Annotated in this window: 15 protein-coding genes; 12 read left to right on the top strand and 3 right to left on the bottom strand. The window is 64.3% G+C overall.

What is annotated here, in order from left to right; translation table 11 throughout:
- The first annotated feature begins 31 nt into the window (after positions 1 to 31).
- Positions 32 to 4,300: a DEAD/DEAH box helicase gene (locus CAF70_RS16295; RefSeq protein ID WP_085625892.1), complete on the top strand. Its 4,269-nt coding sequence runs from the start codon at positions 32 to 34 to the stop codon at positions 4,298 to 4,300.
- A 278-nt stretch (positions 4,301 to 4,578) separates the two neighbouring features.
- Positions 4,579 to 6,198, top strand: a complete 1,620-nt coding sequence (locus tag CAF70_RS16300) for an FMN-binding glutamate synthase family protein (RefSeq protein WP_085625891.1) — start codon at positions 4,579 to 4,581, stop codon at positions 6,196 to 6,198.
- A 143-nt stretch (positions 6,199 to 6,341) separates the two neighbouring features.
- On the opposite strand, the gene CAF70_RS16305 is transcribed toward CAF70_RS16300, so the two are convergent.
- Positions 6,342 to 7,760 carry an amino acid permease gene (locus CAF70_RS16305; RefSeq protein WP_085625890.1) on the bottom strand — a complete coding sequence of 473 codons (1,419 nt, stop codon included), beginning with the start codon at positions 7,758 to 7,760 and terminating at the stop codon, positions 6,342 to 6,344.
- Positions 7,761 to 8,234: 474 nt separating this feature from the next.
- Between CAF70_RS16305 and CAF70_RS16310 the strand changes: the two genes are divergently transcribed.
- From CAF70_RS16310 to CAF70_RS16320, 3 genes are all read left to right on the top strand, one after another.
- Complete coding sequence (locus CAF70_RS16310; RefSeq protein WP_085625889.1) at positions 8,235 to 11,384, top strand: transglycosylase domain-containing protein; 3,150 nt, start codon at positions 8,235 to 8,237, stop codon at positions 11,382 to 11,384.
- Between the two features lie 89 nt (positions 11,385 to 11,473).
- Positions 11,474 to 12,019, top strand: coding sequence for a PadR family transcriptional regulator (locus CAF70_RS16315; protein WP_085625888.1), 546 nt, complete (start codon positions 11,474 to 11,476; stop codon positions 12,017 to 12,019).
- Positions 12,012 to 12,773: a siderophore-interacting protein gene (locus tag CAF70_RS16320; protein ID WP_085625887.1), complete on the top strand. Its 762-nt coding sequence runs from the start codon at positions 12,012 to 12,014 to the stop codon at positions 12,771 to 12,773. The genes CAF70_RS16315 and CAF70_RS16320 overlap by 8 nt, the downstream gene beginning before the upstream one ends.
- 107 nt (positions 12,774 to 12,880) lie before the next feature.
- On the opposite strand, the gene CAF70_RS16325 is transcribed toward CAF70_RS16320, so the two are convergent.
- Positions 12,881 to 13,516 carry a Pr6Pr family membrane protein gene (locus CAF70_RS16325; protein ID WP_085625886.1) on the bottom strand — a complete coding sequence of 212 codons (636 nt, stop codon included), beginning with the start codon at positions 13,514 to 13,516 and terminating at the stop codon, positions 12,881 to 12,883.
- A 1-nt stretch (position 13,517) separates the two neighbouring features.
- Entirely contained in the window at positions 13,518 to 13,739 is a 222-nt protein-coding gene (locus CAF70_RS16330; protein ID WP_003252112.1) for a VF530 family DNA-binding protein, read from the bottom strand.
- A 165-nt stretch (positions 13,740 to 13,904) separates the two neighbouring features.
- On the opposite strand from CAF70_RS16330, the gene CAF70_RS16335 reads away from it, so the two are divergent.
- From CAF70_RS16335 to cmoB, 7 genes are all read left to right on the top strand, one after another.
- Entirely contained in the window at positions 13,905 to 15,950 is a 2,046-nt protein-coding gene (locus CAF70_RS16335) for a TonB-dependent receptor (RefSeq protein ID WP_085625885.1), read from the top strand.
- 300 nt (positions 15,951 to 16,250) lie between these two features.
- Positions 16,251 to 17,585, top strand: coding sequence for a carbohydrate porin (locus CAF70_RS16345; protein WP_085625884.1), 1,335 nt, complete (start codon positions 16,251 to 16,253; stop codon positions 17,583 to 17,585).
- Positions 17,586 to 17,614: 29 nt separating this feature from the next.
- Positions 17,615 to 20,026, top strand: a complete 2,412-nt coding sequence (locus tag CAF70_RS16350; RefSeq protein WP_085625883.1) for a glucose/quinate/shikimate family membrane-bound PQQ-dependent dehydrogenase — start codon at positions 17,615 to 17,617, stop codon at positions 20,024 to 20,026.
- Between the two features lie 217 nt (positions 20,027 to 20,243).
- On the top strand, positions 20,244 to 22,664 hold the full coding sequence (gene lon, locus CAF70_RS16355) for an endopeptidase La (protein ID WP_085625882.1): 2,421 nt from the start codon (positions 20,244 to 20,246) through the stop codon (positions 22,662 to 22,664).
- A 170-nt stretch (positions 22,665 to 22,834) separates the two neighbouring features.
- Positions 22,835 to 23,227, top strand: coding sequence for a protease inhibitor I42 family protein (locus CAF70_RS16365; protein ID WP_085625880.1), 393 nt, complete (start codon positions 22,835 to 22,837; stop codon positions 23,225 to 23,227).
- Positions 23,228 to 23,333: 106 nt separating this feature from the next.
- A complete protein-coding gene (gene cmoA / locus CAF70_RS16370; protein ID WP_085625879.1) occupies positions 23,334 to 24,077 on the top strand; it encodes a carboxy-S-adenosyl-L-methionine synthase CmoA in 744 nt (247 codons plus the stop codon).
- Complete coding sequence (gene cmoB / locus CAF70_RS16375) at positions 24,074 to 25,030, top strand: tRNA 5-methoxyuridine(34)/uridine 5-oxyacetic acid(34) synthase CmoB (protein ID WP_085625878.1); 957 nt, start codon at positions 24,074 to 24,076, stop codon at positions 25,028 to 25,030. Before cmoA ends, cmoB begins: the two co-directional genes overlap by 4 nt.
- Positions 25,031 to 25,036: the final 6 nt, after the last annotated feature.

Here is a 25,036-nt window from a genome sequence, read left to right on the forward strand (position 1 = left end):
CAACCCGCCCCACGCCCTCCATAACCAACACATGAATCTGCCCGCCAAACAGCACCCGGTGCTCGAGCTGTTCCACCCTGCCGTGCGCACCTGGTTCCGCCGCCAGTTCGCCACGGTCACCGGCGCCCAAGCCCAGGCCTGGCCGTTGATCCACGCGGGCCAGTCAATGCTGCTGGCCGCGCCGACCGGCTCGGGCAAGACCCTCAGCGCGTTCCTGGCCGTGATCGACGAACTGTTCCGCCAGGGCCTGGAGCACCAGGGCGAGCTGCCCGCGCAAACCCTGGTGGTCTACGTTTCACCGCTCAAGGCTTTGTCCAACGACATCCGCCTGAACCTGCAGGCACCGCTCGAAGGCATCACCCAGGCCCTCGCGGACCAGGGCCTGAATGCCCCGCGCATCACCACAGCCGTGCGCACCGGCGACACCCCGCAGAAAGAGCGTGCCGCCATGCGCAAACTGGCACCGCACATCCTGGTGACCACACCCGAATCGCTCTACGTGCTGATGGGCTCGGCTTCGGGCCGCGAAGGCCTGGCCAGCGTGCATACGGTCATCGTCGACGAAATCCATGCCTTGGCCGGCAACAAGCGCGGCGCCCACCTGGCACTTACCCTGGAGCGCCTGCAGGCCTTGTGCAACCGACCATTGCGGCGTATCGGCCTGTCGGCCACGCAACGCCCGGTAGAGCGGGTGGCGCAGTTTCTGGTCGGCAACGGCCGCAGCTGCGCCATCGTCGATGTCGGCCATGCCCGGCAGCGCGACCTGGCCATCGAAGTACCGCCAGTGCCATTGGGGGCAGTGATGGCCACTGATGTGTGGGGGCTGGTCTATGACCGCCTGGCCAGCCTGGCGCGCGAACATCGCACCACCCTGGTGTTCGTCAATACCCGGCGCCTGGCCGAGCGCATCACCCGCCACCTCGGCGACCGCCTGGGCAAGGAGGCGGTTGCCGCGCACCACGGCAGCCTGGCCAAGGAACTACGCCTGGATGCCGAACAACGCCTGAAAAACGGCCAGCTGCAGGTGCTGGTGGCCACTGCTTCGCTGGAGCTGGGCATCGATATCGGCGACATCGAACTGGTCTGCCAGATCGCTTCGCCAGGTTCGATCGCGGCCTTGCTGCAACGGGTCGGCCGCGCTGGCCACCAGGTCGATGGCGTGCCCAAGGGGCGCCTGTTCCCTACTTCGCGCGATGACCTGATCGAATGCGTCGCCCTGCTCGACTGCGTACGCCGGGGCGAGCTGGACGAACTGCACATTCCCCGGGCGCCGCTGGACGTGCTGGCCCAGCAGATCGTCGCCGAAGCCAGCAACCAGCCCTGGCACGAACAGGCCCTGTTCGACTGCCTGCGCCAGGCCACGCCCTACGCCGAACTCGACCAGCACCATTACCAGGCGCTGCTGCGCATGCTCGCCGAGGGCCACAACGGCCGCCAGGGCGTGCGCAGTGCCTACCTGCACCGCGATGCGGTGAGCGGCACCCTGCGGGGCCGTCGTGGCAGCCAGCTGACCGCCCTGACCAGCGGCGGCACCATCCCCGACAACGCCGACTACGCCGTGCTGCTCGAACCGCAGGCCCTGAACATTGGCAGCGTCAACGAAGACTTTGCCGTGGAGAGCATCGCCGGGGATATCTTCCAGCTGGGCAATGCCTCCTATCGCATCCTGCGGGTCGAGCCGGGCCGTGTGCGGGTGGAAGATGCCCATGGCCTGCCACCGACCATTCCGTTCTGGCTGGGCGAGGCGCCGGGGCGCAGCGACGAGCTGTCTGCCGCGGTGGCCCGGCTGCAGGCGCAGATCGACCAACAGCTGGCTGGCAACGACCAGGCCGAGGTACTGGCATGGTTGAAGTGTGCCTTCGAACTCGGCGAAGACGCCGCCGGCCAGTTGCTCGATTACCTGGCCCGCACCCGCGAAGTGCTCGGCGCCCTGCCCTCCCAGGACACGCTGGTGATGGAGCGCTTCTTCGATGAGTCCGGCGGTACCCAGCTGATCATCCATTCGCCCTACGGCAGCCGCATCAACCGCGCCTGGGGGCTGGCCCTGCGCAAGCGCTTCTGCCGCACCTTCAACTTCGAGTTGCAGGCGGCGGCCAGCGAGGACGCCATCGTGCTATCGCTGTCCTCCAGCCACAGTTTCGAACTGGACGACGTGTGGCGTTACCTCAATAGCCGCAGCGCCGAACCGATCCTTGTCCAGGCGCTGCTCGATGCGCCGCTGTTCGGCGTGCGCTGGCGCTGGAACGCCAGTGTGACCATGGCACTGCCGCGCTTCGTCGGCGGACGCAAGGTGGCGCCACAGATCCAGCGGATGAAGAGCGAAGACCTGATCGCCGCTGTGTTCCCCGACCAGATCGCCTGCCTGGAGAACATCGTCGGCGAACGGCAGATTCCCGATCATCCGCTGGTCGAGCAAACCCTCGACGACTGCCTGCATGAGGCAATGGACAGCGAAGGCTGGCTGGCGCTGTTGCGGCGTATGGAAAGCGGCACGGTGCGCCTGCTGTGCCGCGACCTGCCCGCCCCTTCGCCACTGGCTTCGGCCATCCTCAACGCTCGGCCCTATGCCTTCCTGGATGACGCACCACTGGAAGAACGGCGCACGCAGGCAGTGCTCAATCGGCGCTGGAGCGAGGTGCAGCACGGCGACGACCTGGGCGCGCTGGACGCCGATGCCATTGCCGTCGTCGCGGCCGAGGCCTGGCCGCAACCGGGCAATGCCGACGAAATGCATGAAGCGTTGATGGGCCTGGGTGCCATCAGCCAGGACGAAGTGCAGGGCAATGCCGGCTGGGAGCTGCTGCTCAGGCAGTTGGCCAAGGCTGGCCGGGCATTGCGCCTGGTGGATGAAAAACTGTGGCTGGCGCGCGAGCGGTTGAGCCTGCTGCAGGTGCTGTACCCCGGCTCCCGGCTGGAACCTGCGTTGCAGGTACTGCCAGGCTTCGATCAGGCCATCGAACCGGACGTTGCGCTGGTCGAACTGTTGCGAGCCCGCCTGAGCGGCCATGGCCCGCTGACCCGCGCGCAGATTGCAGCGGCGCTTGGCAAACCGCCACAGGCCATCGAACAGGCCCTGGCCCGCCTGGAAGCCGAAGGCTATGTGCTGCGTGGGCATTTCAGCCCTGGCGCAAGCGAACTGCAGTGGTGCGAGCGCCATTTGCTGGCGCGCATCCACCGCTACACGGTCAAACGCCTGCGCCGGGAGATCGAGCCGGTCAGCCTGCAGGACTTCATGCGTTTTCTGTTCGACTGGCAGCACCTGGCCAACGACACGCACCTGCGTGGCCCGCAAGCCGTGGCCGAGGTACTTGGCCAGTTGCAAGGGTTCCCGAGTGCCGCCGGCGCCTGGGAAGCCGAACTGCTGCCGGCCCGTATCAAGGACTACAGCCCGCACTGGCTCGACGATGCCTGCCGTAGCGGGCAGTTCGCCTGGAGCCGGCTGGCGGCGACCGTGTCGAGCAATACCCTGTCGAGCACACCGCTGGTGCTGCTGCCGCGGGAGCACCTTGGCCTGTGGCGCAGCCTTGCCCCTGTGCCTGCCGTGGATAGCCTCGGCGCACGGGCGCAACGCGTCCACGCGGTGCTGAACGCGCATGGTGCGCTGTTCTTCGATGAGTTGGCACACGATGCCCACCTGCTGCCCAGCGAACTGGAGACGGCCTTGCAGGAGCTGGTCGGTGCAGGCCTGGTGGGGGCCGACAGCTTCATCGGCCTGCGCAGCCTGATCACCCCGGCGGCGAAACGCACAGCGCGCAGTAGCCGACGCGGGCACCCGCCGCTGTCCAGCAGCATGTCCCATGCCGGGCGCTGGGCCTTGCTGCGCAGGGGCACTGTAGACGATAGCCAGCGCCTGGAGCACATCGCCAGGGCCCTGCTACGGCGCTATGGCGTGGTGTGCTGGCGCCTGCTGGAGCGCGAAAGCGATGTCTTGCCGCCCTGGCGCGAATTGCTGCGCTGCTATCACCGGCTGGAGGCGCGTGGCGAAATTCGTGGCGGACGCTTCATTGCCGGACTGGCCGGCGAGCAGTTCGCCTTGCCGGAGGCAGTGGGGCTGCTGCGGCAGGTTAGACGGCGTGAACTGGACGGGGCACTGGTGGTGGTGAGTGCCAGTGACCCGCTGAACCTGGTCGGGTCGTTGCTGCCGGGGGCGAAAGTGCCGGCGGTGAGTGGCAACCGCCTGTTGTATCGCGATGGAGTGCCGGTGGCGGTGCGGGTGGGCGGGCGCTATTCGTTCCTGGTCGAGGCGCCAGCCCAGGAGCAGGAAAGCTGGCGGCAGAAGCTGCTGCGCGACACTACCTGAATCCCTTGTTGTTGACTTCAGGGCAAAGACAGGCCCTACAGGAGCAGCCTTGTGCTGCGAAGAGGCCATAATTGCCGAAGACAATCTGTTTCCCTACTGGCCTCTTCGCAGCACAAGGCTGCTCCTACAACAGTCAGTGTTGGCCTGAAGACTGTTGCCAGGCTCTGCGAGAATGATTTTCGCTACCCCGATTTTCATTTTCAGCACCGCCCAAACCGGGCTATGGTCGGCGTTTGCCCAGGCCCTGAGCCTGACCGCGCCATTCGCAAGGACCCTGTATGAGCCTGTCACTTCTCAGTCGCTATGCCTTCTTTGCCGCCTGTGTGCTGTTTACCTTGGCGAGCCTGCCCTTCACCCACCACGAATGGTTGTGGCCTTTCACCCTGAGCACCGCCATCCTCAGCCTGATCGGCCTTTTCGACCTGCTGCAGCAACGCCACGCAGTACGTCGCAACTACCCGATCCTGGGCAACATCCGCTATCTGGTCGAGGCCATTCGCCCGGAAATCCGCCAGTACCTGCTGGAAGCCGACAGCGACGCCCTGCCGTTCTCCCGCGCGCAGCGCTCGCTGGTGTATGCACGGGCGAAGAACGAAGCTTCGGACAAACCTTTCGGCACCCTGATCGACGTGTACGAGTCCGGCTTCGAGTTCATCGGCCACTCCATGCGCCCAGCACCATTGGCCGACCCGGCAAGCTTCCGGGTCATCATCGGCGGGCCGCAGTGCAGCCAGCCCTACTCGGCATCGATCTTCAACATATCGGCAATGAGCTTTGGCTCGCTCAGCGCCAATGCCATCCGTGCCCTCAACCAGGGCGCCAAGCTGGGCAATTTCCACCATGACACCGGCGAGGGCAGCATCAGCCCCTATCATCGCGAGCATGGCGGCGACCTGGTCTGGGAACTGGGCAGTGGCTACTTTGGCTGCCGCACGCCGGACGGGCGCTTCGACCCCGAACGCTTCGCCGCCCAGGCGCGCAGCCCGCAGGTGCGGATGATCGAAATCAAGATGAGCCAGGGCGCCAAACCCGGCCATGGCGGCATCCTGCCCAAGCACAAGGTGACCCGGGAAATTGCCGAAACCCGTGGCGTGCTGATGGGCGAAGACTGCATCTCGCCGTCGCGCCACAGCGCCTTCTCCACCCCCATCGAGATGATGCAGTTCATTGCCCGGTTGCGTGAACTGTCTGGCGGCAAACCGGTAGGCTTCAAGTTCTGCCTGGGCCACCCGTGGGAGTTCATGGGCATCGCCAAGGCCATGCTGGAAACCGGCATCCTGCCCGACTTCATCGTCGTCGACGGCAAGGAAGGCGGCACGGGTGCGGCGCCGGTGGAGTTCACCGACCACATTGGCGTACCGCTACGCGAAGGGCTGCTGTTCGTGCACAACACCTTGGTCGGCCTGAACCTGCGCGACAAGATCAAGCTGGGCGCCAGCGGCAAGATCGTCAGCGCCTTCGACATTGCCAGCGTGCTGGCCATTGGCGCTGATTGGGCCAACTCGGCGCGCGGCTTCATGTTCGCCATTGGCTGCATCCAGTCGCAGAGCTGTCACACCAACAAGTGCCCGACCGGTGTGGCCACGCAGGACCCGCTGCGCCAGCGTGCGCTGGTGGTGCCAGACAAAGCCCAGCGGGTGATGAACTTCCACCACAACACCTTGCGTGCCCTGGCCGAAATGCTTGCGGCAGCAGGCCTGGAGCACCCGGCGCAGCTGGAAGCCAAGCACTTGGTACGGCGCATCTCGGCCACCGAGATCAAGCTGTTCTCGCAGATGCATGTGTTCTTGAAGCCGGGTGAGCTGCTGACTGGCGAGGTGAACGGGCAGTTTTATTCGCGCATGTGGCAATTGGCACGGGCCGACAGCTTCGAGCCGCACAACGAGGTGGCAGCCTGATAGAACCCCTGGGGCTGCTACGCAGCCCATCGCGACACAAGGCCGCTCCTACAGGAGATCGCGGCCCATGCAGCTGGCGCGGTCGCCTGTAGGAGCGGCCTTGTGTCGCGAAAGGGCCGCGCAGCGGCCCCGGCCATTTCAGATCAGGAAGCAGTACTGGCCACACCCTGCGCGTCTTTCGGCGCCAGGCGGAGCGCGTAATACAGCACCGTCAGCAACACCAGGAAGGCCGGGCCGATGTACAGCGCCACACGGGTATCCTCGAAGTACGCCATCAGCCCGACCACCAGCACCAGGAAGGCCAACGCCAAGTACGAGCTCAGCGGCCACAGCCACATGCGGTACTTAAGTGCCTTGCGCTCGGCAGTGGTGAGGCCGGCGCGGAACTTCAACTGCGCCATCAGAATCATCACCCAGGTCCAGATGGCGCCGAAGGTGGCGATCGAAGTAACCCAGACGAAGACCTTCTCCGGCACCAGGTAGTTGGCCAGCACGCCCAGCAGCAGCGCGCCGATCGACAGCAGCAGCGCATTGCGCGGCACGCCGTTTTTCGAGGTGCGGGCGAAGGCTGCCGGGGCCTGGCCGTTCTGCGCCAGGCTGTAGAGCATGCGCCCGGTGCTGAAGATGCCGCCGTTGCACGACGACAGCGCTGCAGTGATGACCACGAAGTTGATGATGCCGGCGGCAGTCTTGATGCCCAGGCGCTCGAAGGTCATGACGAACGGGCTGCCCTGGCTGCCGATTTCGTTCCATGGATAGATCGACAGGATTACGAACAGTGCACCGACATAGAACAGCAGGATGCGCCAGAACACCGAGCCGATGGCTTGCGGAATGGTCTTTTGCGGGTTACGTGCTTCACCAGCGGTCAGGCCGATCATTTCCACGCCCAGGTAGGCGAACATCACCATCTGCAGTGACATCAGCACGCCGGTCACGCCATTGGGCATGAAGCCGCCGTTGCTCCAGAGGTTGGAGATGCCCACTGCCACGCCGTCATTGCCGAAGCCAAAGGCAATGATGCCGATGCCGCCAAGGACCATGGCGATGATGGTGACAATCTTGATCAGGGCGAACCAGAACTCGAACTCACCAAAGGCCTTGACGGCCACCAGGTTGACCGCACCCATGCTGCCCAGCGCCGCCAGGGCCCAGATCCAGCGCGGTACGTCGGGGAACCAGATGCCCATGTAGATGGCCACTGCGGTGATTTCGGCAACACAGGTCACCAGCCACAGGAACCAGTAGTTCCAGCCGGTGAGGAAGCCCGCCAGCGGGCCGAGATAGTCCTGGGCATAACGGCTGAACGAGCCGGCGACAGGGTTGTGCACGGCCATTTCACCAAGGGCGCGCATGATCACCAGAATGGCCAGGCCACCGATGATATAGGACAACATGATGGCGGGGCCGGCCATTTCGATGGCCTTGGCCGAACCGAGGAAAAGACCGACACCGATACAGGCGCCCAGCGCCATCAGGCGGATGTGCCGTTCGCCCAGTTCACGCTTGAGCGGGCCGCCTTCAGTGGCCTGGCCGTGGGCAGAGTGGTTGCCGACTGGCATAGCAATACAACCTCATTTTGTTATTGGAGTTGACCTTCGTGCAGCACCGGCCAGGCCGATAGGCGTGGCGTTGGCTTACCGGGCTGGCCTCGTGGGCCGGCCCGAGTGCCGGAATAGAGCGCCCGGCAAGGCGAAGGGGGCGAGCAGTATAGGAAGACCGTTGTAGGGTTTTTCGCTGTATAAACAGGAAAATTCAGCTAGATTTCTGGGCCGCTTCGCGACCCATTCGCAGCACAAGGCTGCTCCTACAGTGGATACGCATTCCCTTTTAGGAGCAGCCTTGTGCTGCGAATGGGGCGCGAAGCACCCAAAATCGCCCGGCCACCATAGCAATATCGTCTTACGAGCCAACCCACACCAAAGCCGCATAGCCCTACGCCACTTTTCTCCGCCTCTTACAATTTTTTCACCTGACCCGCGCAACGTCTAAGCTTCAGACAAGCAAGACGAAAATACCTGGCCGGATAGAAGACTATGGGCGCACTGTGGCAATCGGAACCAAGCAGAACGGAAGCACCCGAGAGACCTCCGGTCGAGACGCCACACCCTAACTCCCCCCGCCAGCGTCGGCTATGGTGGCGGCTGATCATCCTCATCCTGCTGGTGGCGCTGGTGGCTATCGGCTTCGCTGCGTATGACGAATTCCGCACCTCCAACCTGCAGTCGCGGGAATTCAGCAAACTGGCCAGCACCCTCACTTATTCGCTGCAACCAGGCCCCAGCGATGCCATCGTCTACCCCGGTGAAGGGCCGTTCGACAAACGGCTGGGCTACAGCGCCCTGGGCGAATTCCTGCCGCGCCTGCTCAAGCGCGACTACCTGATCAGCGAACAGGTGAGGTTCTCGCCGGCGTTGATGAACTACGTCGATCATGGGCTGTTCGCCCCCTATATCGAGAAAATCCAGGCCGGCCTGTCGATCACCGACTGCCGCGGTGACGTGCTGTACCAGTACAACTACCCGCAACACCTGTACCCGGACTTTGCGGCGATCCCGCCGGTAATCGTCAACAGCTTGCTGTTCATCGAGAACCGCGACCTGCTCGACCCCAAGGACCCGCGCAACAACCCGGCCGTGGACTGGCCGCGCTTTGCCAAGGCCGCCTACAGCCAGGTGGCCAAGTACCTGGCCCTGCCCGGCCAGTCCGCCGGCGGCAGCACCCTGGCCACGCAGCTGGAAAAGTACCGCCACTCACCGGACGGCCTGACAGTGTCTGGCGCCGAGAAGATCCGTCAGATGATTTCCGCCAGTGTGCGCGCCTACCAGGGCGGCCCGGATACCACCGAGGCGCGCCAGCGCATCGTGCGTGACTACCTCAACAGCGTGCCGCTGTCGGCAGTGCCTGGGCATGGCGAAGTGCATGGCATGGCCGAAGGCCTGCGGGTGTGGTACGGCGCCGATTTCGACCAGGTCAACCAGGCCCTGAACGCCACCACCAGCGACCCCGAAAGCATGGCCGCACGCGGCCTGGCCCTGCGCCAGGTGCTGTCGTTGATGATTGCCCAGCGCCGGCCGTCGCACTACCTGTCCAAGGGGCGGGTCGAACTGGCCGAACTGACCGACGCGCATATCCGTGTACTGGCCGCCAACAAGGTCATCGAGCAGCCACTGGCCGACGCTGCACTGGCCAGCAAGGCGGTATACCGCGATTGGGTAGCGCAACCGACCATCGTGCCAATCGTTACCAACAAGGGCATCAGCCTGGCACGCAACCGCCTGGCGGCCATGCTCAACCGCCCACTGTACGACCTCGACCGGCTCGACGTGTCGGCAACCAGTACGTTGCAGTCCGACCTGCAGCTGCAGGTCAGCCAGTACCTGAAAAACCTTGCCGACCCTGAATTCGCGGCGCAGATCGGCCTGATCGGCGAACGCCTGCTCACCGCCAAGACCACCGACCAGGTGAGCTACAGCTTCACCTTGTTCGAGCGCACCGCGGACGGCTCGCGGGTACGGGTGCAGACCGACAGCACCGACCAGCCGTTCGACATCAACGAAGGCAGCAAGCTGGAGCTGGGTTCCACCGCCAAGCTGCGGGTGCTCACCACTTACCTGGAGATCATCGCCGAGCTGCACGACAAGTACGCCGGCAAGCCTGCCGCCGAGTTGAAGAAAGTCGAAGTCGCCGAACTCGACCGGATTACCCAATGGTCACTGGAATGGCTGGCCCAGAACAGCAAGAACCAGAGCCTGGACGCCATGCTCGATGCGGCGCTGGAGCGCAAGTATTCGGCCAACACCGGCGAGGCCTTCTTCACCGGCGGCGGCATGCACGTGTTCAACAACTTCCGCAAGGAAGACAACAGCCGCAACCCGACACTGAAGGATGCCTTGCGCGAGTCGATCAACCTGCCGTTCATCCGCCTGATGCGTGACCTGGTGCGCTATGTGACCTACCAACAGCCGTACAACCGCGTGCCGTTGCTCAAGGACGATTCCGACCCGCGCCGCCAGGAATACCTGGCCCGTTTTGCCGACAAGGAAGGCACCAACTACCTGATGCGCTTCTGGAAGAAATACCAGCGCAAGACCTCGCAGCAGCGCCTGGACACCTTCCTCGACAGCATGCGCGTGACACCGCAACGGTTGGCGGCCGTGCACCGCTACCTGTTCCCCGAGGCCGGTCAGGAAACCTTCAATGCCTTCGTGCGCGCCCACCTCAAGGGGGACAAGATCGCCCTCGGCAAACTGACCGACGGCCGCCTGTCGGAGATGTATGAAGCTTACGGCCCAGGCAAGTACGACCTGCCCGACCAGGGCTACATCGCCAAGGTTCACCCGCTGGACCTGTGGCTGCTCGGTTATCTGCTGAAGAACCCTGGTTCGACCTTGACCGAGATGGTCAACGCCAGCCGCTTCGAGCGCCAGGAGGTGTACGGCTGGCTGTTCAAGAGCCGCCATCAGGGCGCCCGTGACAGCCGCATTCGCACCATGGTCGAGATCGAAGCGTTCCTCGACATCCACCAGCGCTGGAAGCGCGTGGGCTATCCGTTCGACCACCTGGTGCCGTCGCTGGCCACCGCCATCGGCAGCTCGGGCGACCGCCCCGCCGCCCTCTCCGAACTGGTTGGCATCATCCAGAACGACGGCGTGCGCCTGCCGACCTTGCGCATCGACACCCTGCACTTCGCGGCCAACACGCCCTACGAGACCAAGCTGGTCACTGACCCGGACCGGGGTGTGCGCATTCTGCCGGTCGAAGTGGCGCGCGCCCTCAAGGGCGCCATGTCGCAGGTGGTAGATGCGGGCACCGCGCGGCGCATTTCCGGCAGCTTCAAGCTGCAGGACGGCACGCCACTGGTAATGGGTGGCAAAACCGGTACCGGTGACAACCGCATCGAAAGCTTTGGGGCTGGCGGCCGGCTGATCGGCTCGCGCTCGCTGAACCGTACCGCCACCTTCGTGTTCTTCCTCGGTGACAACCACTTCGGCACCCTGACCGCATTCGTGCCGGGGCGCTCGGCAGAGGCCTTCAAGTTCACCTCGGCACTGCCGGTGCAGGTACTCAAGGGCATGGCTCCGATCCTCATGCCGTACCTGCAACCGGGCAATCCGAATGAATGCAAACCGCCGCAGGTGGCCGTGCACACAGCCACCTCGCAAGGGGGTACATCGAACAACTAGATGATAATCATCAGCATTACAGGCCTTGTCTTTAGATATATCTTGAGTAATATCTTACGATATATCGCAAACGACGGAGCCCTGCCCCCATGCGCGAACACACCCCTCACGACCCCTTCGAGCGGCGCCCCGGCCGTGGCGAGCGCGGCCCGCGCGTCTTCGCCCCCGGCGACCTCAAGCTGCTGATGCTCGACCTGCTCGCCGAGCAGCCAGGCCACGGCTACGACCTGATCCGCCAGATCGAAAACCTGTTCGACGGCAGCTACAGCCCAAGCCCCGGGGTGATCTACCCCACCCTCAACTTCCTCGAGGAGGCCGAGCTGATCAGCGGCCAGGTAAAAGGCAGCAAACGCCTTTATGCCATCACCGAAGCCGGCCGCACCGCGCTGGCCGAACAGGCTGTCGCCCTGGACGGCGTGCGCATGCGCATCGAAGTCAGCAAGCGCGCCCTGCGCGGCCACGACCGCCCGCCAGAGATTCATGAAGCGGTCGGGAACCTGCGGCACGCACTGCACATGCATAGCGGCCACTGGACACCGGAAGAAATCGAGCGGGTTCGCGACTTGCTCAACCATACCGCCAAGGCCATCGCCTCCGGGCCGGCCGAACCTGTCAGGGAGACACCCCATGAGTGACACCATTCACCGCGTCAACCACGAGATCCGCCAGCGCCGCCTGCAGGTGCTGCGGGTCACCGAACTGACCCCACGCATGCGCCGCATCACCCTTGCTGGCGCCGAGCTGCAAGGCTTCACCAGCGTGGGTAGCGACGACCACATCAAGCTGCTGTTCGCCGAAACGCCAGAGCAACAGCAAGCCATCGAGGCTCGCAACCTGGGCCGCCAAGGTGGTGCACGGCCGACCATGCGCGAGTACACGCCACGGCGCATCGACCTGGTGGCCAATGAGCTGGACATCGACTTCGTGCTGCACGGCGATGGCCCTGCCTCCACCTGGGCCGCCCAGGCGGCACCCGGGCAAACGCTGGACATCGCCGGGCCGCGGGCTTCGACGGTAGTGCCGGACATCTTCGACAGCTACCTGCTGATTGGCGACGAGACCGCCATTCCGGCCATTGGCCGGCGGTTGGAGGAGTTGCCCGCAGGCCGCCAGGTGCTGGCGGTTATCCAGATCGAAGACGAGCAGGAACGCCAGCCCCTGCCGAGCAAGGCGCAGGTGGAGGTGATCTGGGTACGTCGCCATCAGGAAGACTTGCTGGCACTGGTGAACAACCTGGCATTACCGCAAGGCCGGTTGTATGGGTGGGTGGCGCTGGAAAAAGCCCTGAGCCGGCAGGCCAAGGCGGTTTTGCTGGAGAAAGGTGTGCCTGAGGATGCGCTGAAGGCGGTGGCCTACTGGCGTGCCGACGGGACTGCGGACGACGAATGAATGTTATCGCCTGCTCCGGCCTTTTCGCGGGCACGCCCGCTCCCACAGTGAACTGCAAACGCCGTACATTGTGGGAGCGGGCGTGCCCGCGAAGAGGCCGGCACAGGCTAAGCAAGCTTATGTACCCCACGCCACCGATCCAGCCCCAGCAACACCAGCCCGATCCCCCAGAACCCCGCCAACACTCCCAGGGCGTTGAGCATCACCTGCCCATACCCCAGGCTCGCCACATCGATGAACGGGTAGGCATATACGCCAATCTCGCTCCCCCGCCACAACGCATAGGCAAAATACGCCGCCGGGTACGCCGCCCAGACCAGCAGGTGCCATAGCCGTAACCTGCCCTTGGGCGCTTCGCACCACCAATACAAGGCATAGAGCACGGGCATCACATCGTGCAGCAACTCGTCCGCCAGCCATTGCCAGCCCTGCGGTTGCCACAAGTGACGCAACAGTACGCTGTAGGCCAGTGCCACCAGCACGATGCTGGCGGCCACCGCGGAGCTCACCGAAGGCGACAGGAAAAAGCGCTTCGCACGGCCCTCCCGGCCGAACGCCGCATAACTGAGCACGGTTGCCACCAGGGTATTGGTCAAAACGGTGAAATAGCCGAACACATTGATCAGGCCACCAACCAGGCTGGCCTGTTCCTGCCAGCGCGCCAACAGCACCAGGTACACCTGTACGGTCAGGCCGAACCAACCCAGCACGGCCATGCCGGTCAGCCAGCGATGACGCGGCATGTCAGGCCTGGCGCTGCAGCTTCACGTACAGCTGCTCGACCTTTTCCCGTGCCCACGGTGTCTTGCGCAGGAAGGTCAGGCTCGACTTTATGGTCGGGTTGCTCTTGAAGCAGCGCACATCGATGCGTTCGGCCAGGCCCTGCCACTGGTAGTGCGCCACCAGCTCCGTGAGGATCTGTTCGAGGGTCTTGCCGTGCAGCGCGTTGTGTTGGGCCGTGCTCATGCCAGTGCTCCGTAGGAAAGATGCGCACCTTACACGAGTGTAGTGGTGAGTGGGATCAGGCGAGTCGGCAGAAAAACCGCTGGCCAGGCGCAAAACCTCTGTGCTGAAATAGAGATGTTATATTGTAACAATACAAACGCATCTGCCAAGGAACGCCCCATCCCCATGCTGTACACACCGCTTCGCCTCTCTCCCCTCGCCGTCGCGCTTTGGCTGGCCGCAGCACCCAGCCACGCGGTGGAACTCGAACCCCAGGTCATCACCGCCAACCCTTTGGGCAACCGCCAGCTGGCCGCCCCCAGCACCGTGCTCGAAGGCGACAACCTGCTGCAACAGCAGCACGGCAGCCTCGGTGAAACCCTGAACAAGCAGCCCGGGGTCGCCTCCACCTGGTTCGGCCCTGGCGCCAGCCGCCCGGTAATTCGTGGCCTGGATGGCGACCGCATTCGCATCCTGCGCAATGGCGTCGGCGCCCTGGATGCTTCATCGCTGTCCTACGACCACGCCGTGCCGCTGGACCCGGTGACCGTCGACCGAGTCGAGATCGTCCGTGGCCCGGCAGCCCTGCTCTACGGCGGTAACGCAATCGGCGGCGTGGTCAATACCTTCGACAACCGCATCCCGGATGCCCCTATCGAGGGTATCCAGGGTGCGGGTGAACTGCGCTACGGCGGCGCCGACACCACCCGCAGCAGCGCTGGCAAGCTGGAGGCCGGCAACGGTGCCTTCGCCTTGCACCTGGATGCCAACAGCCGCCAGTTCAACGACCTGCGCATCCCCGGTTACGCGCGCAGTTCCAAGGTGCGTGATGCCGACGAGCCCGGCAGCAAGCACCGCCTGGAAAACAGCGACGGCCGCCAGGACGGTGGTGCCGTGGGTGGCGCCTACCACTGGGAACATGGCTATGCCGGCCTGTCATACAGCCGCTACGACAGCAACTATGGTTCGGTGGCCGAACCAGGTGTGCGCCTGGACATGAAGCAGGACCATTACGCCTTCGCTTCCGAGTTGCGTGACCTGGAAGGCCCGTTCACTTCGGTCAAGGTCGATGCCGGCTACACCGACTACGAGCACCGTGAAATCGAAGAAGGCGAGGTTCACACCACCTTCAGGAACAAGGGCTATGAAGCACGCATCGAAGCACGCCACCAACCGCTCGGGCCGGTGGAAGGCGTGATCGGCGCCCAGGTCAGCCGCAACGAATTCTCCGCCTTGGGCGAGGAAGCCTTCGTCCCGCACACCGACACCGACAGCCTGGCGCTGTTCATGCTGGAGCAGTGGCAAGCCAGCGAGCGCTTGAACCTGAGCCTGGGCGCACGCCTGGAGCACACACGGGTCGACCCGGATGCCAAAGGCAACGAAAACTTCGTCGGCGCCGACAGCGCCAGCAGTTTCAACGCCTTCAGCCTGTCCTCCGGGGCGGTGTACCAGCTCGACCCGATCTGGGCGCTGGCCGCCAACCTTGGCTACACCGAGCGCGCCCCGACCTTCTACGAGCTGTATGCCAACGGTGCCCACGTGGCCACTGGGGCCTTTGAGGTCGGCGACGCCAACCTGAACAAGGAAAAAGCCATTTCCGCCGACCTGGCGCTGCGCTTCGACAACGGCACCCACAAGGGCAGTGTCGGGGTGTTCTACAGCCACTTCCGCAACTACATCGGCCTGATCGGCACCGGCAACCTGCGCGAGGGGCACGACCACGACCATGGCGAGGATGACCACGACCACGATCACGACCATGACGGTTTCCCGGAGTACCAGTACCAGGGCGTGCGGGCGCGATTCTATGGCATCGAGGCCCAGGACCGCTGGCAACTGGCCGAGAACCGCTATGGCAGCTTCGCCCTGGAGCTCTCTGGTGACTACACCCGGGCGAAGAACCTCGACAGTGGCGAGCCGCTGCCGCGCATCGCCCCACTGCGCCTGAACAGCGGCCTGGTCTGGGAGCTGGACCGCTGGCAGGCGCGGGTCGATGTGCAGCACGCTGCGTCGCAGCATCGCAAACCGGCCAACGAAACCAGCACTGACGGCTATACCACACTGGGGGCCAGCGTTGGCTACCGCTTCGAAGTTGGCCAGAGCCAGTGGCTGGCGTTTGTGCGCGGTGAGAACCTGACTGACCAGACCGTGCGCTATGCCAGCTCGATCCTGCGCGATATCGCGCCGGCGCCGGGGCGCAGCGTGGAAGTGGGCCTGCGTACCACCTTCTGAGCAATCCGATATCTGTGGGAGCGGGCGTGCCCGCGAAGAAGCCGACGCGGTGGATGGCACCGGCTTCGCCGGTGTTCGCGGGCACGCCCGCTCCCACAAAGAGCACGCAAGCCCTGGACTGTTGCCATATGGGCAACAATCCACTGCGACAATTTGTCTTTTTTTCTTACAACTTCCGCTATATCCTCCCCGCCGAAAGCTGAATCGCTTCATCGAAACCATCTTGTGCCATATCCATTGAAGGGCCCGCCCTTCGATGCGCTTGCCGTTTATTCAATAATCAAAAGATAGCGCTATCTCATGCTCCAACTGCCCAAAACCTGTTACATCGGCCTTGCCCTCAGTGCCTTGGCGACCCACGCCGGCGCCAGCGAGATGTTCGCCAGCGACTCGCCCTGGATGCTCGGCGACTGGGGTGGCACCCGCAGCGAACTGCTGGAAAAAGGTTACGACTTCACTCTCGGCTACACCGGCGAGATGGGCAGCAACCTGCACGGTGGCCACGACCACGACCGCACCGCGCGCTACAGCGACCAGTTCACCTTCGGCAGCCACCTGGACCTGGAGAAGATCCTTGGCTGGCACGACACCGAATTCCAGCTGACCATCACCGAGCGCCATGGCGACAACATCAGCAACGACCGCATCAACGACCCGCGAGTCGGCGGTTTCACCTCGGCCCAGGAAGTCTGGGGCCGTGGCGAAACCTGGCGGCTGACGCAGCTGTGGGTCAAGCAGAAGTACTTCGACGGCGCGCTGGACGTGAAACTCGGCCGTTTCGGCGAGGGCGAAGACTTCAACAGCTTCCCCTGCGACTTCCAGAACCTGGCCTTCTGCGGTTCGCAGGTAGGCAACTGGGTGGGTGGCATCTGGTACAACTGGCCGGTCAGCCAGTGGGCCCTGCGCGTGCGCTACAACCTCAATGATGCGCTCTATGCCCAGGTTGGCGTGTTCGAGCAGAACCCCTCCAACCTGGAATCGGGCAACGGCTTCAAGCTCAGCGGCAGTGGCACCCAAGGGGCGGTAATGCCGATAGAACTGGTATGGAGCCCACGGGTCAATGGTCTGAAAGGGGAATATCGCGCCGGCTACTACTACAGTAATGCCAAGGCACAGGATGTTCTCAAGGACAGCAACGGCCAGCCGGCAGCCCTCAGCGGCGCCGCCTACCGCAGCAGTTCGAGCAAGCACGGCTTGTGGCTCGGCGCCCAGCAGCAGGTGACTTCGCTGGCGTCCGACCAGTCGCGTGGCCTGAGCCTGTTCGCCAACGCCACGGTGCACGACAAGAAGACCAATGCCATCGACAACTATGTTCAGGCAGGACTGGTATACAAAGGGCCATTCGACGCCCGCGCCAAGGACGACATCGGTTTCGCCCTCGCCCGCGTGCACGTCAACCCTGCCTACCGCAAGAACGCGCGCCTGGCCAACCAGGCCAGCGGCATCGACGACTACGACAACCCCGGTTTCCTGCCGGTGCAGGACACCGAGTACAGCGCCGAGCTGTATTACGGCATCCACTTGGCCGACTGGCTCACGGTACGCCCCAACCTGCAGTACATCCGCCACCCGGGCGGGGTGTCGCAGGTCGATGACGCCCTGATCGGCGGCCTGAAGATCCAGAGCAGTTTCTAACCCCTTTTTGACCTGACGGAGAACCTACGATGAGCACTGAAGGTGCCAACAATGGAAGCCGCTGGCTACCGCGTCTGATCGGCGCGCTGCTGTTGCTGATGGGCTTGGCCCTGCTGGCCGGTGGCATCAAGCTGAGCCAGCTGGGCGGATCGCTGTACTACCTGATCGCCGGTATCGGCTTTGCCCTGGCGGGCATCCTGCTGCTGGCCCAGCGCCGCATCGCCTTGGGCCTTTACGGCCTGGTTCTGCTGGGCAGCACCGTATGGGCACTGCTCGAAGTGGGCCTGGACTGGTGGCAACTGGTACCGCGCCTGGCCATCTGGTTTGCCATCGGCGTGGTCCTGCTGTTGCCTTGGGCGCGTCGCCCGCTGATCGGCCCGGCCAGCAAGGCCAACACTGCACTGCTCAGCGTTGCAGTGGTCGCTTCGGGCGCTTGCGCCCTGGGCAGCCAGTTCACCCACCCCGGTGAGGTGTTCGGCGAACTGGGCCGCGACAGCAGCGAAATGGCCAGCGCCGCCCCGGCCATGCCCGACGGCGAGTGGCAGGCCTACGGCCGCACCGAGCACGGCGACCGCTATTCGCCGCTGCGCCAGATTACCCCGCAGAACGCCTACCGTCTTGAAGAGGCCTGGCGCATCCGCACCGGTGACCTGCCGACCGAAAACGACCCGGTGGAGCTGACCAACCAGAACACCCCGCTGAAGGTCAACGGCATGCTCTATGCCTGCACCGCGCACAGCCGCCTGCTGGCCCTGGACCCGGACACCGGCGCGGAAATCTGGCGCTACGACCCGCAGGTCAAGAGCCCGGTCGGCACCTTCAAGGGCTTTGCCCACATGACCTGCCGTGGCGTTTCGTACTATGACGAAAACCGCTACGTCAGCCGCGACGGCCGCCCGGCACCGAAAATTACCGACGCCGGCCAGGCCGTGGCCCAGGCCTGCCCTCGCCGCCTCTACCTGCCGACTGCGGACGCCCGCCTGATCGCCATCAACGCCGACAACGGCAAGGTCTGCGAAGGCTTCGCCAACCAGGGCGTGATCGACCTTACCACCGGTATCGGCCCGTTCACCGCTGGCGGCTACTACTCCACCTCGCCAGCCGCAGTCACCCGTGACCTGGTGATCATCGGTGGCCACGTCACCGACAACGAGTCGACCAACGAGCCGTCCGGCGTGATCCGCGCCTACGACGTGCACGACGGCCACCTGGTGTGGAACTGGGACAGCAACAACCCGGACGACACCCAGCCACTGGCCCCCGGCAAGATGTACAGCCGCAACTCGGCCAACATGTGGTCGATCGCCAGCGTCGACGAAGACCTCGGCATGATCTACCTGCCACTGGGCAACCAGACCCCGGACCAGTGGGGCGCCGACCGTACCCCAGGTGCCGAGAAGTACAGTGCCGGCGTGGTCGCTTTGGACCTTGCCACCGGCAAGGCCCGCTGGAACTACCAGTTCACCCACCACGACCTGTGGGACATGGACGTGGGTAGCCAGCCGACCCTGGTCCACCTGAAGACCGACGACGGCGTGAAGCCGGCAATCATCGTGCCGACCAAGCAAGGCAGCCTGTACGTGCTTGACCGCCGCGACGGTACGCCGATCGTGCCGATCCGCGAAATCCCCACCCCGCAAGGTGCGGTGAAAGGCGATCACACTTCGCCGACCCAGGCCCGCTCCGACCTCAACCTGCTGGGCCCTGAGCTGACCGAACAGGCCATGTGGGGCGCCACGCCGTTCGACCAGATGCTGTGCCGCATCCAGTTCCGCGAGCTGCGTTACGAAGGCCAGTACACCCCGCCGTCCGAGCAAGGCTCGCTGGTCTACCCGGGTAACGTTGGTGTGTTCAACTGGGGCAGCGTGTCGGTCGACCCGGTGCGCCAGCTGCTGTTCACCTCGCCCAACTACATGGCCTTCGTCTCGAAGATGATCCCGCGTGAGCAGGTGGCCGAGGGCAGCAAGCGCGAAAGCGAAACCAGCGGCGTGCAGCCGAACACCGGTGCGCCGTACGCAGTGACCATGCATCCGTTCATGTCGCCACTGGGCGTACCGTGCCAGGCCCCGGCCTGGGGCTATGTCGCCGCCATCGACCTGTTCACCAACAAGGTGGTGTGGAAGCACAAGAACGGCACCACCCGCGACAGCACCCCGGTGCCGATCGGCCTGCCGGTTGGCGTGCCGAGCATGGGTGGCTCGATCGTCACCGCCGGTGGCGTCGGCTTCCTCAGCGGCACCCTGGACCAGTACCTGCGCGCCTATGACGTGAACAACGGCAAGGAGCTGTGGAAAGCCCGCCTGCCAGCGGGTGGCCAGGCCACGCCGATGACCTACAGCGGCAAGGATGGCAAGCAGTACGTGCTGGTGACCGCCGGCGGGCATGGCTCGCTGGGGACCAGGATGGGCGATTACATCATCGCTTACAAACTGGCTGAGTAATGCTGAGGGGCGGCAGTGGACCTGCTGCCGCATTCGCGGGTAAACCCGCTCCCACAGGTACGGCGCTATACCCAGGGTCGGCGCCGTACCTGTGGGAGCGGGTTTACCCGCGAAGAGGCCGGTACAGGCATCACTCCCCTCTGGCCCCTTCATCTACCATTGAAACCCATCCCCCCGCGCCCCATCTAAGCACCATAGTCATTCACGCAGGTGCCCCATGAGCGACCAGCAGGATTTCCCGGAACATCCCGACGAACACAGCGAAGTCGAACACACCACTCCCCAGGCCGAAACCGGCCACGCCCTCGCCCTGCCCGGCCAGCAGCTGCCGGACAAGGTCTACGTGATCCCGATCCACAACCGTCCGTTCTTCCCGGCCCAGGTGCTGCCGGTCATCGTCAATGAAGAGCCTTGGGCAGAAACCCTCGACCTGGTAGCAAAGACGCCAGACCACACGCTGGCCCTGTTCTTCATGGACACCCCGCCTGAAGATCACCGTCACTTCGACACCTCGGCGCTGCCGGAGTACGGAACGCTGGTGAAGGTGCACCACGCCAGCCGCGAAAACGGCAAGCTGCAGTTCGTCGCCCAGGGCCTGACCCGGGTACGCATCCGCACCTGGCTCAAGCACCACCGCCCACCGTACCTGGTAGAGGTCGAATACCCGCGCCAGCCCGCCGAGCCGACCGACGAGGTCAAGGCCTACGGCATGGCGCTGATCAATGCGATCAAGGAGCTGCTGCCACTCAACCCGCTATACAGCGAAGAGCTTAAAAACTACCTCAACCGCTTCAGCCCCAACGACCCGTCGCCGCTCACCGACTTCGCCGCTGCCCTGACCTCGGCCACCGGCAACCAGCTGCAGGAAGTGCTCGACTGCGTACCCATGCTCAAGCGCATGGAAAAGGTCCTGCCGATGCTGCGCAAGGAAGTCGAGGTAGCCCGCCTGCAGAACGAGATCTCGGCCGAGGTCAACCGCCAGATCGGCGAGCACCAGCGCGAGTTCTTCCTCAAGGAGCAGCTCAAGGTCATCCAGCAGGAACTGGGCCTGACCAAAGACGACCGCAGCGCCGACCTCGAGCAGTTCGAGCAGCGTCTCGAAGGCAAGACCCTGCCGGACCAGGCGCGCAAGCGCATCAATGAGGAGATGGGCAAGCTGGCCATTCTCGAAACCGGCTCGCCCGAGTACGCCGTCACCCGCAACTACCTGGACTGGGCCACCGCCTTGCCCTGGGGCGTGTACGGCAAGGACAAGCTCGACCTCAAACACGCGCGCAAAGTCCTCGACCAGCACCATGCCGGTCTCGATGACATCAAGGAACGCATTCTCGAATTCCTCGCCGTAGGCGCCTGGAAAGGCGAGATCAGTGGCTCGATCGTGCTGCTGGTGGGCCCGCCGGGGGTGGGCAAGACCAGCATCGGCAAGTCCATCGCCGAATCGCTCGGCCGGCCGTTCTACCGCTTCAGTGTCGGCGGCATGCGTGACGAGGCAGAGATCAAGGGCCACCGCCGTACCTACATTGGCGCCCAGCCCGGCAAGCTGGTGCAGGCCCTGAAGGACGTCGAAGTGATGAACCCGGTGATCATGCTCGACGAGATCGACAAGATGGGCCAGAGCTACCAGGGCGATCCGGCTTCGGCGCTGCTGGAAACCCTCGACCCGGAGCAGAACGTCGACTTCCTCGACCACTACCTCGACCTGCGTCTGGACCTGTCCAAGGTGCTGTTCGTGTGCACCGCCAACACCCTGGACTCGATCCCCGGGCCATTGCTCGACCGCATGGAAGTGATCCGCCTGTCCGGCTACATCACCGAAGAGAAACTGGCCATCGCCAAGCGCCACCTGTGGCCCAAGCAGCTGGAAAAGGCCGGCGTGACCAAGACCAGCCTGGCCATCAGTGACAGCGCCCTGCGCGCGGTGATCGAAGGCTATGCCCGCGAAGCCGGGGTGCGCCAGCTGGAGAAACAACTGGGCAAGCTGGTGCGCAAGGCAGTGGTCAAGCTGCTGGATGCCCCCCAGGCCAAGCTTAAGATAGGCACCAAGGACCTGGAAGCCGCGCTTGGCATGCCGGTGTTCCGCAGCGAGCAGGTGCTGGCCGGCAAAGGCGTGATCACCGGCCTGGCCTGGACCAGCATGGGTGGCGCCACGCTGCCGATCGAGGCCACCCGTATCCACACCCTCAACCGCGGCTTCAAGCTGACCGGCAAGCTGGGTGACGTGATGAAAGAGTCGGCCGAAATCGCCTACAGCTACGTCAGTTCCAACCTCAAGCAGTTTGGTGGCGACCCTGGTTTCTTCAACGAAGCGTTCATTCATCTGCACGTGCCCGAAGGCGCCACGCCCAAGGACGGCCCGAGTGCCGGCATCACCATGGCCAGCGCCCTGCTGTCGCTGGCCCGTGACCAGGCGCCGAAGAAGGGCGTGGCCATGACTGGCGAGCTGACCCTGACCGGGCAAGTACTGCCGATTGGTGGTGTGCGCGAGAAGGTGATCGCGGCGCGGCGGCAGAAGATCTTCGAGCTGATCTTGCCGGAGCCTAACCGCGGGGACTACGAAGAGCTGCCGGACTACCTGCGCGAAGGCCTGACGGTGCATTTCGCCAAGCGCTTTGCCGACGTGGCCAAAGTCCTGTTCTGAGCTGCTCCGGCCCCTTCGCGGGCTTGCCCGCTCCCACAGGGAAATCACAGTTTTCAAATACTGTGCAATACCTGTGGGAGCGGGCAAGCCCGCGAAGAGGCCGGCAAAGACAACACAAATCTCCTCGATCATCGGTTATCCTCAGGCCATCGCCAGCCTACGGAGCCAACATGACCGCCCCTCGTCTGCTCGTTCCCCTGAGCTTCGCCTTGCTTTCTGCCTGCGCCCAACAGCCCACGCAACCCGTCGCACTGGACGCCGAGAGCGAATGCCCAACGCGCCTGCAGGTTGGCCAGGCACTGACCCTGACCCTGCCGAGCAACCCGTCCACCGGTTACCGCTGGCGGGTCGAAAACCCGGCCGCGAACGTGCTGCAAAGCCTCGGCCCGGAGGTGTATAGCGCCCCGGAAGAAGAAAATGTGGTCGGCAGCGCCGGTGTCTCGACCTGGCGCTACCAGGCCAGCAGCACCGGCGATGGCCAGTTGGTGCTGGTGTACCAGCAGCCCTGGGCGGCAGATGTTGCCCCGGTACAGACTTTCGATTGCCGGATCGTCGTCCGCTGACCGCAGCGGCTGCGGTATGAACGCCCTGAGCCTGAAGCGCTGACATGGCAAGAATCGCGGCCTTTGGCTAAAATGCGCCTCCGTTTCACCCTGTATCGAGCCCGCCGTGAGCAAACAACCCGACCGCCTTTTCGCCCAGCCCCTGGAGCAGGTGCCCGACTTCGTCTTCAACGAGGATGTGGTGCGTGTGTTCCCGGACATGATCAAGCGCTCGGTGCCGGGCTACCCGACTATCGTCGAGAACCTCGGCGTGCTGGCCGCGCGCTTCGCCCAGCCGCACACCGCGCTGTACGACCTGGGTGCGTCGCTGGGCGCCGTCACCCAGTCGCTGCGCCGCCATGTGCGCAGTGACGGCTGCCGGGTAATTGCCGTGGACAACTCCGCGGCGATGGTCGAGCGTTGCCGCCAGTACCTCACTGCCCAGGACTCGATGTTCCAGGAACTGCTACCGGTGCAGGTGCTGGAAGCCGACATCCTGGCCCTGCCCTTCGAGCCCGCCTCGGTGGTGGCGATGAACTTCACCCTGCAGTTCATCGCCCCCGACCAGCGCCTGGAGCTGCTCGGCCGCATCCGCCAGGCGCTGCTGCCCGGCGGCGCACTGATCCTCTCGGAAAAACTGCGCTTCGCCGATGACGAAGAGCAGGACCTGCTCAATGAACTGCACCTGGACTTCAAGCGTGCCAATGGCTACAGCGAGCTGGAAATTGCCCAGAAGCGCAGCGCCATTGAAAACGTGATGAGGCCTGATACCCTCGAAGCCCACAAGGAACGCCTGCGCGCTGCCGGTTTCTCGAAAGTGGTGCCCTGGTTCCAATGCCTTAACTTCGCCTCTTTGATAGCCCTGCCATGATCGATCTGTCCCCTCTCGTCCGCCGCCTGGCGGGCACGCCCCTGGCTTCCTGGTCGCAAGGCCTGCAAGCGCAACTGGAAGCCAAGCTGGAAAAGGGCCACGGTGACCTCGATCGCTGGCGCGGTGCACTGGAGGCCCTGCCCGCCCTGCAGCCAAGCGAAATCGACCTGGTCAACGGGCTGCGCCTGGATTGCGACTGCGACGACGCGACCCGCGCGCAGATGCGCCAGGCACTGATGGGCCTGTCACCCTGGCGCAAAGGGCCGTTCGACCTGTTCGGTGTACATGTGGACACCGAATGGCGTTCAGACTGGAAATGGTCCCGGGTTGGCCCGCACCTGGACCTCAAGGGCAAGCGCGTGCTCGACGTAGGCTGCGGCAACGGCTATTACCAGTGGCGCATGCTCGGTGCCGGCGCCGACATGGTGATAGGCGTCGATCCCAACTGGCTGTTCTTCTGCCAGTTCCAGGCCGTCCAGCAATACCTGCCCGAACTGCCCGCCTGGCACCTGCCGTTCGCTCTCGAAGACCTGCCGGCCAACCTCGAAGGTTTCGACACGGTGTTTTCCATGGGCGTGTTCTACCACCGCCGCTCGCCCATCGAGCACCTGCTGGCGCTCAAGGACTGCCTGGTCAAAGGCGGTGAGCTGGTGCTGGAAACCTTGGTGATCGAGGGTGACGAAAACCAGGTGCTGGTACCTGAGGACCGCTATGCACAGATGCGCAACGTCTGGTATCTGCCGTCTGTGCCGGCTCTGGCGCGGTGGTTGCGCCGTGCCGGTTTCAGCGATGTGCGGTGCGTCGACGTCAGCGTAACCAGCGTCGAGGAACAGCGCAGCACCGAGTGGATGCGCTACCAGTCACTGGGCGACTTCCTTGACCCGAACGACCACAGCAAAACCCTCGAAGGCCTGCCGGCACCACGCCGCGCCACCCTGCTGGCGCGCAAATAAAAAAAG

The organism is Pseudomonas sp. B19(2017) (assembly GCF_002113165.1).
Classification (GTDB): domain Bacteria; phylum Pseudomonadota; class Gammaproteobacteria; order Pseudomonadales; family Pseudomonadaceae; genus Aquipseudomonas.